Source organism: Maribacter sp. LLG6340-A2, assembly GCF_045057105.1.
Taxonomy (GTDB): Bacteria; Bacteroidota; Bacteroidia; order Flavobacteriales; family Flavobacteriaceae; genus Maribacter.
Genome location: NZ_CP159332.1, coordinates 1,930,898 through 1,944,082, shown reverse-complemented (window position 1 = coordinate 1,944,082; position 13,185 = coordinate 1,930,898). Strand labels below are relative to the sequence as shown.

Below are 13,185 nucleotides of genomic sequence, written 5' to 3'. Positions count from 1 at the left end.
CATTGACTTCTTTGGTGTGTAACTTAGTATCAAAGAAATTATTAATCGTAAAAACTATATATTATGAAAAGGATAGCAATATTAGCTACTAATGGATTTGAGGAAAGTGAATTAAAATCTCCAAAAGAAGCGATGGAGAAAGAAGGCTTTAACGTTGACATCGTAAGTTTGGAAAAAGATGAAATAAAAGCTTGGGCAGATGGTAATTGGTCTAGCAGTTATACTGTAGATAAAACCTTGAATGAGGTAAGAGCTGAAGATTATAATGCTTTGGTATTACCAGGTGGTGTAATTAATCCAGATTTACTGAGAAGAGAGGAAAAGGCATTAGATTTTGTACGCGACTTTTTTAAATTGAAAAAGCCGGTAGCGGCAATTTGCCATGCACCTTGGACGCTGATTAGTGCAGGTGTGGTAAAAGGAAGAAAGATGACATCATTTCATTCCATTAAAGATGATGTAATCAATGCAGGAGCTGATTGGGTAGACCAAGAAGTTGTTGTTGACGAAGGATTTGTGACAAGTAGAAATCCGGATGATTTACCTGCTTTTAATTCTAAATTAATTGAAGAAATAAAAGAAGGCAAACATGAAATGCAACATGCATAATTCATTTTAGTGGAATTGAGAAGCCCAACCAAATGGTTGGGCTTTTTTTATGTCTTTCTGTAAAATGCATACATTTACTAGTATGGATTATAAATCACTTATAGATGCATCTAAACTGCCAGATGTAAAAACTACCATATTCACCACCATTGGTAATCTAGCAAGAAAAAACAATGCTATAGACCTATCCCAAGGCTTTCCTAATTTTGAAGCCGATCAAAAATTAACCTCGTTGGTAAGCCAAGCGTTAAATAACGGACATAACCAATACGCACCTATGCAAGGCTATTATGGTTTAAGGGAAATCATTTCACACAAAATAACATCGTTACATCAACATACCTATCATCCAGAAAACGAAGTAACCGTTACCGTAGGTGCCACTGAAGCTATTTTTACCGCCATTACAGCCTTTGTAGGCAAAGGTGACGAAGTAATTGTTATAAAGCCAGCGTACGATTGTTATGAGCCCGCTATTATCTTAAATGGTGGTGTTCCGGTTTATATTCAACTAGACGCTCCTGATTACAAAATTGACTGGACCACTTTTAAAAAGAAGCTAACCGACAAAACCAAAATGGTAATTATCAACACACCGCATAACCCCAGTGGAACCATTCTCAGTAAATGGGATATGGAACAGTTAGAAGCTATTTTAAAACCTACCAACATCATTCTATTAAGTGATGAGGTTTATGAACATATTATTTTTGATGGACAAGAACATGAAAGTGCATCCCGCTTTTCAGATTTGGTAAATAGAAGTATTGTGTGCGCATCCTTTGGAAAAACATTTCATGTTACCGGTTGGAAAGTAGGATACTGTGTAGCCCCAGCTGAACTGATGTCAGAATTTAGAAAGGTGCATCAATTCAATGTGTTTTGCGTAGACCATCCTGTACAACGTGCTTTGGCTAAATATCTGAAAACTCCATCACACTATTTAGAATTGAATGATTTTTACCAGCAAAAACGTGATTTCTTTCTAGATGGGATAACATCATCCAAATTTAAGTGTAAACCTTCCCAAGGCACCTATTTTCAATTATTGGATTATACCAACCTAACTAAGGAAGTAGATGAAGTAATTAGTAAACGTTTAATCATAGAAAATAAGATAGCATCAATCCCTATTTCATCGTTAAATGTTGACCATAGAAATGACCATATGCTTCGTTTCTGCTTCGCCAAAAAACAAGAAACTTTAGCCCAAGCTGTGGAAATATTGTGTCAACTTTAAAAGCTATTTCTACAAAGCAGCATTCACCTTGGCCATAAACTCACCAATTTTATTGGGTTCTAACCATCGGGTAACTACTACGACATCATTTTCTTTATCAACGACTATAAAATTACCGCCAAAACCTGCAGCATAGTAAATGTTTTCAGAAAGACCTTCCCAATGTCTGTCGCCCTTTTTATTCAACCACCACATATAACCATAGTTCACATTTGGTTTTGATGGTGTGGTAGCCTTTTTTATCCATGCCTCAGAAATCAAACGTTCATTTTTCCATGATCCATTATTCAGGAACAAAAGACCAAAACGAGCCATATCTTCAGCACTAATAAATATTCCAGCACCGGAATGCCCACCGCCCGTTACAGATTTCATTTTTAGTCCGTCAATTACTGTCCAAGCATCATCGTAACCAAACCAACGCCATGTAGAAGAAGCGCCGATCTTGTCCATAATCTTTTCTTTCAAGACCAAAGGCATGGGTTTACGCCATACATGGGTTAACGAATATGCCAAAACATTTACACGAACATCATTATATTCCATAACGGTACCCGGTTCTTTAGGTGTTGCTAACTTCCAATCGTCAATACCACCTTTGCTAGGCGGTCTGTCCGCCCAATCTTTTCCACCCCATAATTCTCCAGACCAGGCGGAGTTTTGTTGTAATAAATGTTCCCAAGTAATTTTAGCATTATGGGCACCGTCAAAAGTACCATCCCAGATATAATCTCCTACTACATCTTTGGTGTCGGTAATTAAACCTTCATCTTCTGCAAGACCAGCCATTGTGCTTAAGAAACTTTTTGTAACACTAAAGGTCATATCCACTCTTTTGGTATCGCCCCACTGTGCAACTATATATCCGTTTTTAAGGATCATACCTGCCGGACCACCACGCTTTTTGGTTGGTCCAAGAATCTTATGAAACGGTTCTTTTTCAAAACCCTTTAGAATTGCAATTCGTAAATCTCTAGACCCGGAATATTCATTTGCCTCGGCAAAGGCTATTGCTTCCTGTAATGAAGCATCGTTTATTTTAAAGGATTTTGGAGTGCGTTGTTCCCAATTGGCGTTTAATTCTGGAAAATAATATTCCTGTGCATCTAAATCAGTAAAAGCGATAAGCGCAATGATAGCGAGAAAGTGTAATTTCATATAGTTAGTTTGTAGTTACAAGGTACTTAAATCAAACCGCATTAACCAATCGGTCTGCTCATCAGTACCAATGAAATATGGATGAGTATCAAATTTTTGAAATCCATGGCGTCGATAAAATTGAATTGCGCGTTTATTTTCTTCCCACACCCCTAACCAAAGCATTTTCTTGTTTTTTTCTTTAGCTATTTTTTTGATGTGATTTAAAAATTGTTCGCCTAGACCTAAATTTTGATATTCCTTTAAAACATAGATGCGTTCCAACTCTATGCTATCATCTCGTTTTACGTCTGATTGCGCCGAAAGCACGTTGAGCTTAAAATAGCCCACCAATTCATCATTTCTATATACAAAGTAGAAATCACTATAAGGGTTTAAGAGTTCTGACTTGATTTTTTTGAGGGCAAAAGCTTTTTCTATATAATCTTTAAAATCGGTTGGGTCGTTATCTTTTTCAAAAGCATTGACAAAGGTCTGCTCAGAAATCAATCTTAATTGTTCTACATCGTCAAGAGAACATTTGGTATATGTGAGTTCCATACCACTAAAATAAAAAAAGGAGCAAATTACTTTGCTCCTAATCGGGGGAAATATAAACTATAGTTTAGATGGGCATTGAACAGATAAGATCTATTCTACAGTTATATGATATTTTTAATTGGTTTTAACGGCGAAAATACTGCCCTGAGACCGTATAAGCATAATACCGTCTGGTGTCTCCTTCATTTCCAAAATATCATTTGGGAAATCAGTTCCAGGATAGCTAACCGTATAATGGCCATTTTCATAAGTCCATCTAAAATCAGTCAGAAAAACTATTTGGCCATCTTTATAGCCATGAAACCTACCTAAGTAGACATCATTAAAAATGTATTCTTCATTATCTATCACCATTTTATTGGTGTTGGTAGCTGTTTTAACCGTATGTTTCCAAATACCAATTATGGGGTCATTGTTCTCTTCTATTTTGGAACAAGAAGTAAGTAATAGCAATAGAACCAAGCAATTTAATAAAGACTTCATATAAGGTTAAGTTTACAGGGCGATTTGGGATACACTCTAAATTACACTTCAAATATATGTAGTCTTTTTCTTACAATTTAATTTATGTGGTCAATTGCTAAAAACTTGTTGTGAAATCTTAGGATTTAGTTTGCCAACTCAATTTCACCTCACAACGAATAAAAAGAGTGGCCATTCTTATTACACTTAAAAGCTCAAAAAAAGGCAAAAAAAAGAGCGACTTATATAAGTCGCTCTTTACGTTTCGTTCAAAGTAATTTATATCATAAATAACTTTTTGGTAAGTCTCAAGAAACCGCTGATAAAATCGTTACGATAAACTTGTACTTTTCCCTCTGATGCAATGTGGTTAATTTGGGAGTTCATGTGGTTTTAGGTATTAAAAGGTTATCAGGTTATTTTACCATTTAAATATACGATATAACTCCTGTAAAATAAAAAATATTGTTGTGTAGACCATTTCAATTGTGGTAAAAAAAATGAAATACAAATTTCATCGATAAAAATACTGTGCTATGCAATGTTCATTTCCGGTACATCTCCATTTACAATAAGGGTACCTGCCGTAGCTGACTTAATTTCTTCTACACTAACTCCAGGAGCACGTTCCAATAATAAAAACCCTTCTTTAGTAACTTCTAACACTGCAAGATTAGTCACTATTTTCTTAACACATCCAACACCGGTCAAAGGTAATGTGCATTGTTCCAGTAACTTTGAAGCTCCCGCCCTATTGGTGTGCATCATAGCCACAATGATATTTTCCGCAGATGCCACTAAATCCATAGCACCCCCCATACCTTTCACCATTTTTCCGGGAATCTTCCAATTGGCAATATCTCCATTCTGAGCTACCTCCATGGCCCCTAAAATGGTTAAATCTACATGCTTGCCCCTAATCATACCAAAACTGGTGGCAGAATCAAAAAAAGAAGCTCCGGGCAATGCCGTAATAGTTTGCTTGCCGGCGTTTATTAAATCGGCATCTTCCTCTCCTTCAACAGGAAAAGGTCCCATACCCAAAATTCCGTTTTCGCTTTGAAATTCCACACTTATATCATCACGTACATAATTTGCCACTAGGGTAGGAATACCAATACCAAGGTTTACGTAGTACCCATCTTCCACTTCTTGTGCAATTCTTTTTGCAATTCCGTTTTTATCTAACATGGTTTTATTTTTGACGTACTGTTCTTTGTTCTATTCTTTTTTCATAATTAGTTCCTTGGAAAATGCGCTGCACAAAAATTCCGGGAATATGTATTTGGTTTGGATCCAATTCTCCTTCAGGAACCAGTTCTTCTACCTCCACTACGGTAATTTTTGCTGCACCACACATGCATGGATTAAAATTCCTAGCCGTACCCTTGAAAATTAGATTTCCGGCAACATCTCCCTTCCACGCTTTTATAAAAGCAAAATCTGCTTGGAATGCTTTTTCAAGAATATACATTTTACCATCAAATTCTCTTACCTCTTTTCCTTCCGCGACCTCTGTTCCAAAACCCGCAGGTGTAAAAAAAGCAGGAATACCGGCTTGAGCGGCCCTACATTTCTCTGCTAGGGTACCTTGTGGCGTTAGCTCAACTTCTAACTCTCCGCTAAGCATTTGTCGTTCAAATTCGTCATTTTCCCCAACATAAGAAGAAATCATCTTTTTAATTTGATGTTGATGCAACAATAATCCCAAACCAAAATCGTCCACTCCCGCATTATTAGAAATACAGGTAATATCCTTTACGCCCAGTCGTACCAACTCAGCAATTGCATTTTCGGGTATTCCACAAAGACCAAATCCGCCAAGCATAAAGGTCATTCCATCTTTAACACCAGCCAGCGCATCGCTTACATTTTTTACAGTTTTACGTATCATTTTGTCATTAATTAACTAGTTACTAAAATACCGAATATAAATGGGATAAAATAAAAAAAGGTCTTAGCGCATGCTAAGACCTTTTTAAATTACATATAGTACTATTCTTAAAAATCTAAATCTTCTAGATCATCTTCAATATCATCTTCTTCTTTGTTGGCGGTAGAGAACTTTTCGCAATCAATCTCAATGGACATATTTTCAGGCTTCTCAAAATCTTCCTTTGAAATCCCCAATTCCTCGTCTGCATAGTTCTTGGTCATATATAACCCCCAAATGGGTAATGCCATGGCAGCTCCCTGTCCATAGGTTATACTTTTGAAATGTACCGATCTTTCCTCACCACCGACCCAAACGCCTGTTACCAAGTTAGGAACCATGCCCATAAACCAACCATCACTATTATTTTGTGTAGTTCCTGTTTTTCCTGCAATAGGATTGGTTAATTTATAAGGATAGCCCGTAATGATTTCATCATACTCCCCTCTCCACTTATTTACCCCCGTTGTTCTTAAACGAGTACCTGACCCACCTTGGGTTACCCCTTTCATTAAATCCAAAATAGCATAAGACACATCTTTGCTCAATACATCCTTGGTTTCTGGTACATACTCATATAGAACGGTACCGTCCTTATTTTCTATACGGGTAACCATTACCGGTTTTACATAAACGCCTTGATTGGCAAAAGCCCCATATGCACCTACCATTTCATACACATTAGCGTCTAAAGTTCCCAATGCAATAGCCGGTACTTCTAAAATATCGCCTGTAAGTCCTAGGTTGCGGACCATACTTACCACAGATTTTGGCCCTACTTCATCAATCAATTGTGCCGTAACGGTATTAACGGAATTTGCCAAGGCCGCTTTTAGAGTATAACTTTTACCAGAATATTTCAAATCTGCATTTCTAGGACACCAAGGCTCCACATTACCATGTTTACCCGCTTCTATACAATACTGTGTATCTGGTCTTGTTTCGCAAGGAGATAATCTTAATTGATCTATAGCTGCGGCATATACAAAAGGTTTAAAAGTAGAACCTGCCTGCCTAGCACCTTGAATAACGTTATCATATTGAAAATGCTTGTAATTAATACCACCTACCCAAGCTTTAACATGCCCTGTCTGAGGTTCCATGGACATCATGGCCGTTCTTAAAAATGTTTTATAATACCGAATAGAATCCATAGGTGTAAGAATGGTATCCTTTTCCTTTGTTTCACTATTCCAATCAAAAACCGTCATTTCGGTTTTCTTGTTGAAAGACTCGCGGATTTCCTTTTCAGATTTCCCTGCTTCTTTCATTATACGCCACCTTTCAGATGTTCTCATGGCACGTTCCATTATCATGGTCGTTTCCTCTGGGGTTATATCGGAAAAAGGTGTGGTCTTATTTCTATCTGGTGTATTTTGATGAAAAAACTCCGCTTGCAGTTTCGTCATATGCTCCTCTACCGCTTCTTCTGCATTGGCCTGCATTTTAGAATCTATGGTCGTATAGATCTTAAGTCCGTCCAAATACAGGTTATAACGATCTCGGCCACCGTCAATGGTTGGCTTTGGATTCTTATCTATCCATCCTTTCATGAAACGCTGAAGGTACATTCTAAAGTAAGTGGCCAAACCTTCCCTATGGTTTTCAGGATTAAAATTAATATCCATTTTCAAGGACTGTAAAGAATCTTTCTCTGCTTGGGTGATGTAATCATATTTTGCCATTTGGGCAAGTACCACATCTCTTCTGGTTTTTACCATTTCTTCCCTACGCATAGGGTTAAAAAGCGATGAATTTTTAAACATCCCCACCAGCATGGCCGATTCCTCAATTTTCAAATCTTTGGGTTCCTTACCAAAATAGATACGGGCAGCGGACCTAATACCATCTGCATTATTACCAAAATCATAAATATTAAAATACATACTTATGATTTCTTCCTTGGTATAACTACGTTCCAGTCTGATCGCCAATACCCATTCCTTAATCTTTTGTTTAATGGCATCGAACTTACTTCTGGAGCGGACACCTACAAAAAGTTGTCTTGCCAATTGCTGTGAAATGGTACTTGCGCCACCTTTACGACCTAAATAGGCAAAAGCCCTGACCGTACCCCTTGCGTCTATTCCAGAGTGATCTCTAAAACGGGCATCTTCCGTTGCAATAAGTGCGTTGACCAAATTATCGGGCAAGTCCTCAAATTTTACATCTGTACGGTTATCGTCCAAATAAAATTTTCCCAATAATTTACCATCAGAAGAAATAATCTGCGATGCCAAATTTGTCTGCGGGTTTTCTAAATATTCATAGGGTGGCAGCTCACCGAACAACCCCCATGAGGCAGAAAGAAATATTAGGGCCACCAAGGCAAAACCCGAAATAAATAAAATCCAAAACCAAAGAATGAATTTGGTAAAACTATTGTTGTTTTCTTTCTTTTTTACCGCTTTTGCCATAATTTACGGATTGCTTTTTGTTACTTCTATTCCTACGTCTGTTATTCCTTCAAGGCCTATAATACCATTAACACTGCCATTTTTACGCATGGCATGGGAAACCTCTATAGTATATACGCCAGAAGATCCAAAAACGATGTCCTCCTTATACCATAATTTATTTTCCTTGATGCTGCCCCTTCCTTTACCTAACCATGTTCCGTCTGGTAAAGCCATATTATATTCTAAAGTATCTTGTGTAACCTGTCCTTGGGGCGTTGTCATTGCCGCAATTATAAAAAGGTTGCTGTAGGGATATTTATCATCGTTACGAACGTTGATGTATACCTGGTGCGGTTGTACCGTATCTGTAACTTCAACAGAGAAATCAAGAACGTTGTCCTTGTTCCAAATACCATTTTTTAAAGATTGATATTCTGACGTGACAATATTATGGTTACAGGAGGAAATAAACATTACCGCCAAAATACAAAAAGATAGATTACGCATTCTTTTGATTTCTTTTACGATTTCTGTTTCTGTTTTTATTTTTGTTCCGATTTCTGTTTTTGCTCTTATTTCGGTTGTTTTTTCCTTTAGGCTTGTCAAAACGCGTTATACTATCTTGACCAACGACATTTTCAAAAACTACCTTTTCTTCTAGGTTGACATCAATTGCATACATTTCTAGACTGGCAACCTTTTCTTTCTTTTTATTCTTTTCCAAAATAGTATTCACTTGGTCTTTGGAAAGCACATGCCAATTACCAGGATCCTCTTTATAGGAAAACCATAGCATTTCTTTGAAAATATCTGTTTTCTGACAAAAAGCCAATCCCTTTTCAGTAAACAACTTGGTGTCTTGTGAAGGAAAATCCTTTAAGGCATCCAAATACACATCCAACTCATAATTAAGGCAACATTTTAATTTACCGCACTGCCCAGCAAGCTTTTGAGGATTTAAGGATAATTGTTGATACCGCGCTGCTGAAGTACTGACCGATCTAAAATCCGTAAGCCAGGTAGAACAGCACAGTTCCCGTCCACAAGACCCAATACCGCCAAGGCGCTGTGCTTCCTGACGGTATCCTATTTGGCGCATTTCTATACGAATACCGAACGCTTTGGCCATATCTTTAATAAGCTGCCGAAAATCTACCCGTTCATCTGCAGTATAATAAAAGGTAGCTTTAGAGCCGTCTCCCTGAAATTCCACATCGGAAATTTTCATTTGTAATTTAAGGATAATGGCTATTTCACGAGCTCTTTTCTTAATTTCCTCTTCCCTGTTTCGACATTTCTGCCAAATATCTATATCCTTTTGTGTGGCTTTACGATATATTTTAGAGGAACTGGCCTCATCCATAGTTGCTTTTTTTCTTTTCATCTGCACCCTTACCAGTTCTCCTGTTAAGGTAACCATACCAATATCATGTCCAGATTGAGCCTGTGTAGCGACAATATCGCCTATAGATAAGGTTAGATTTTCTGTATTTCTGAAAAATTCCTTCCTACTATTCTTAAATCTTACCTCAACAAAATCGAATGGTCGTTCCCCATTGGGGAGCGACATATTTGAAAGCCAGTCAAAAACTGTCAGTTTATTGCAACCATCTGTACCGCAAGTACCGTTATTCTTGCATCCCTTTGGTTGTCCATCCTTACCGGTAGAACAACTACTACAACCCATATTTATATATATTGACTTGGCCGAATTTTTTCAAATCCACCAAAAAAGGTTCATAAAAAACTTATAGGTAAAGATACAGTTTTTTTAATGTGAAATAAAAGCTAAGTTCATGCTAACCGCTATTATTGGTTTCTGTACATACCCCCATAACAAAAGGCTCCAAAACAATTTAAGTGTTCAAGAACAAACGGTCATTACAATAGAATATCTGCCCAACTACTGCGATTTACTACGTTTACAAAAATTTATTTTTTAAACTTCAGTACTTCTGAGCGGCCTTTTTTAAAAATTTTATTACTGACTACCTTTCCTTTTCTAAGGGCTTTTTGTTCTTCATAAGGTAATTCATGAATTTCCTTACAGGCATCTGAACAGCAATTATTCATCTTTTCTGCGCAACTTTTACATTGTATGAACAGTAAATGGCAAGCTTCATTGGCACAATTTACATGGTCATCACATGGCGCACCACATTGATGGCAATTGGCAATAATGTCATCACTTATGCGCTCACCCCTTCTATGGTCGAACACAAAATTTTTGCCCTTGAATTTATTTTCCAATTTCTTTTTTTCAACCTGCCTCGTATATTCAATGATGCCACCCTCTAATTGATAGACCTGCTCAAAACCTTTATGCTTGTAGTATGCACTTGCTTTTTCACAACGAATACCGCCCGTACAGTACATGACCAATTTTTTATCTTTTTTATGGTCCGCCAAATCTCGCTCAATAATGTCCAATGAGTCCCTAAACGTATCTACATCTGGCGTTATGGCGTTTTTAAAATGGCCTATTTCACTTTCATAATGATTGCGCATATCAACTAGAACCGTATCCGGATCTTCAATAAGTTCGTTGAACTTCTCCGCATCTACATGAATTCCTTTATTGGTAACGTCAAAAGTCTGGTCATTTAACCCATCGGCCACAATTTTATGGCGCACTTTGACCTTTAATTTTAGGAAAGAAAGATTGTCCTGTTCAATGGCAATATTAAGACGTACGTTTTCCAAAAAGGAAATACTATCTAAATGTTGTTTGAATTTTTCAAAATTCTCTGCCGGTACGGACAGTTGTGCATTAATACCTTCATGAGCCACATATATTCTACCAAGAACTTCTAACTCGTTCCAATGAATGAATAAGTGATTTCTAAATAATTCCGGATTGCCAATATGTGCATAGGTATAGAAAGAAATGGTTAGGCGTTCCTTACCTGCTTCTTTAATTAAAGCGGCTCTTTCTTTTGCACTTAATGTATTGTACAGTTGCATGCTATACCAATAGTTTTAAGTTAGTAAAATAGAGTAAGATGCAAAAGTAAGCATTCTTAAGAAATCTCTGTACCCGCAAACCAATTAGTAACCAGACAATAAAAAAAGAGCCTAGGTGCATCTAGGCTCTTTTTGACTATTCCATTTTTCCTTCTTCTTCATAGCATTCTTTCAGAACATAAAAAAAGGAAATAGCCACCAATAGTCCGCTGACACTAAAACAACGGATAATATTTTATTGAACTAGGTTCAATTTTTAATAAGATGTCCAAAGATTAAAATGGTTGCGTAATCAGGTTTATAATTATACAATTCAAAAAAGAAATGGTAAATTAGCCTTCCTAAAAAAATAAAAAATGAGTTCGGAAAAAGAAGCAAAATTAAAAGCGTTAAAGTTGACCCTTGACAAAATGGATAAGACCTATGGCAAGGGCGCTGTAATGAAAATGGGCGATAGTGTTGTTGCAGACGTGGAAGTAATACCTTCCGGCTCATTAGGATTGGATATTGCCTTAGGTGTTGGCGGTTATCCCAGAGGTCGTGTAATTGAAATTTATGGACCGGAATCATCTGGTAAGACAACATTAACTCTACACGCCATTGCTGAAGCTCAAAAAAATGGCGGTATTGCGGCATTTATTGACGCTGAACACGCTTTTGACCGTTTCTATGCTCAAAAACTTGGTGTAGATATAGATAACTTAATAATTTCTCAACCAGATAATGGCGAGCAAGCATTAGAAATTGCGGACAATTTAATTCGTTCCGGAGCTATTGATATCGTAGTTGTGGATTCCGTTGCCGCATTGACTCCAAAAAGTGAGATCGAAGGTGAAATGGGAGACTCTAAAATGGGGCTTCATGCACGTTTAATGTCACAAGCATTAAGAAAACTTACTGGATCTATAAGCAAAACAAACTGTACCGTAATATTCATTAACCAATTACGTGAAAAAATTGGTGTTATGTTCGGTAATCCAGAAACAACAACGGGTGGTAACGCTCTTAAATTTTACGCCTCTGTTCGTTTAGACATTAGAAGATCTACGCAAATAAAAGATACAGATGGCAACGTTCAAGGAAACAAGACCAGGGTCAAAGTTGTTAAAAACAAGGTAGCACCGCCTTTCCGTACCACAGAATTTGATATTATGTATGGCGAAGGAATATCAAAGGTTGGTGAAGTAATAGACCTTGGGGTAGAATATGAAATTGTTAAAAAGAGCGGTTCATGGTTTAGTTATGGCGACACCAAACTTGGTCAAGGGCGTGATGCGGTAAAAGGAATTTTGCTTGACAATCCAGAGCTATTTGAAGAACTTGACGGTAAAATTAGGGAAGCAATAAAAGCGCTGAACGCATAAAAACACGCTTATTTTAAAATCATAATAGCATCTACGCAACCATTGCCAGCAATTTTCATCTTATGAAAAAACATTTATATGATGAGAACAAAATTTATACTATTGGCAGCCTTGTTTGCTTTAGTAAGCAATGGTTGTTCATTAGATGACGATGCGCCAAACTTTCATTTTACCGCATTACAGATTGTTGATGCAGAATTACCGGAATCTTTTGATTTCAATAGAACCTATGAAATCAAAGTAGATTATGTAAAGCCAGATGGCTGCACAAACTATGAAGGTTTTGATGTGGTCAAAGACTCTTTGACCGTTAGGAGTGTTGTAGCCATAGGTTCAGTGAGATTGGATGTAGACGACTGCACCCAAGAAGCTATAGAGCAAACCGCATCATTTAATTTTAAGGTGATTTATAACGAACCCTATAAATTCAAATTTTATACAGGAGACAACAGCGAAGGCGAAGCGGAATATTTTGAAGTAGTAGTACCGGTAAACGAACCCTAATTTAATAATCCT

Annotated in this window: 13 protein-coding genes; 4 read left to right on the top strand and 9 right to left on the bottom strand. The window is 37.1% G+C overall.

Features of this window, described 5'->3' with window-relative positions:
- Positions 1-63: 63 nt before the first annotated feature.
- Positions 64-609 carry a type 1 glutamine amidotransferase domain-containing protein gene (locus ABVM52_RS08265; RefSeq protein ID WP_405384943.1) on the top strand — a complete coding sequence of 182 codons (546 nt, stop codon included), beginning with the start codon at positions 64-66 and terminating at the stop codon, positions 607-609.
- A gap of 82 nt (positions 610-691) precedes the next feature.
- A complete protein-coding gene (locus ABVM52_RS08260) occupies positions 692-1,849 on the top strand; it encodes a methionine aminotransferase (RefSeq protein WP_405384942.1) in 1,158 nt (385 codons plus the stop codon).
- 9 nt (positions 1,850-1,858) lie between these two features.
- On the opposite strand, the gene ABVM52_RS08255 is transcribed toward ABVM52_RS08260, so the two are convergent.
- The 9 genes from ABVM52_RS08255 to ABVM52_RS08215 form a co-directional block, all read right to left on the bottom strand.
- Positions 1,859-3,007, bottom strand: coding sequence for a serine hydrolase domain-containing protein (locus ABVM52_RS08255; RefSeq protein ID WP_405384941.1), 1,149 nt, complete (start codon positions 3,005-3,007; stop codon positions 1,859-1,861).
- Between the two features lie 15 nt (positions 3,008-3,022).
- Positions 3,023-3,547 carry a GNAT family N-acetyltransferase gene (locus tag ABVM52_RS08250; RefSeq protein WP_405384940.1) on the bottom strand — a complete coding sequence of 175 codons (525 nt, stop codon included), beginning with the start codon at positions 3,545-3,547 and terminating at the stop codon, positions 3,023-3,025.
- A gap of 114 nt (positions 3,548-3,661) precedes the next feature.
- Complete coding sequence (locus ABVM52_RS08245) at positions 3,662-4,030, bottom strand: hypothetical protein (RefSeq protein ID WP_405384939.1); 369 nt, start codon at positions 4,028-4,030, stop codon at positions 3,662-3,664.
- A gap of 513 nt (positions 4,031-4,543) precedes the next feature.
- A complete protein-coding gene (locus ABVM52_RS08240) occupies positions 4,544-5,200 on the bottom strand; it encodes a CoA transferase subunit B (RefSeq protein ID WP_405384938.1) in 657 nt (218 codons plus the stop codon).
- A gap of 4 nt (positions 5,201-5,204) precedes the next feature.
- Positions 5,205-5,903 carry a CoA transferase subunit A gene (locus ABVM52_RS08235; RefSeq protein WP_405384937.1) on the bottom strand — a complete coding sequence of 233 codons (699 nt, stop codon included), beginning with the start codon at positions 5,901-5,903 and terminating at the stop codon, positions 5,205-5,207.
- A gap of 107 nt (positions 5,904-6,010) precedes the next feature.
- Entirely contained in the window at positions 6,011-8,359 is a 2,349-nt protein-coding gene (locus ABVM52_RS08230) for a penicillin-binding protein 1A (protein ID WP_405384936.1), read from the bottom strand.
- Between the two features lie 3 nt (positions 8,360-8,362).
- Complete coding sequence (locus ABVM52_RS08225) at positions 8,363-8,848, bottom strand: gliding motility lipoprotein GldH (RefSeq protein ID WP_405384935.1); 486 nt, start codon at positions 8,846-8,848, stop codon at positions 8,363-8,365.
- Complete coding sequence (locus ABVM52_RS08220) at positions 8,841-10,028, bottom strand: stage 0 sporulation family protein (RefSeq protein ID WP_405384934.1); 1,188 nt, start codon at positions 10,026-10,028, stop codon at positions 8,841-8,843. Before ABVM52_RS08220 ends, ABVM52_RS08225 begins: the two co-directional genes overlap by 8 nt.
- Positions 10,029-10,273: 245 nt before the next feature.
- Positions 10,274-11,305 (bottom strand): rhodanese-related sulfurtransferase, encoded by a 1,032-nt coding sequence (locus ABVM52_RS08215; RefSeq protein ID WP_405384933.1) that lies wholly within the window; start codon positions 11,303-11,305, stop codon positions 10,274-10,276.
- Positions 11,306-11,661: 356 nt separating this feature from the next.
- Between ABVM52_RS08215 and recA the strand changes: the two genes are divergently transcribed.
- Together recA and ABVM52_RS08205 are read left to right on the top strand one after the other, a co-directional pair.
- Positions 11,662-12,669 (top strand): recombinase RecA, encoded by a 1,008-nt coding sequence (gene recA / locus ABVM52_RS08210; RefSeq protein WP_405384932.1) that lies wholly within the window; start codon positions 11,662-11,664, stop codon positions 12,667-12,669.
- A 78-nt stretch (positions 12,670-12,747) separates the two neighbouring features.
- Complete coding sequence (locus ABVM52_RS08205) at positions 12,748-13,173, top strand: hypothetical protein (RefSeq protein WP_405384931.1); 426 nt, start codon at positions 12,748-12,750, stop codon at positions 13,171-13,173.
- Positions 13,174-13,185: the final 12 nt, after the last annotated feature.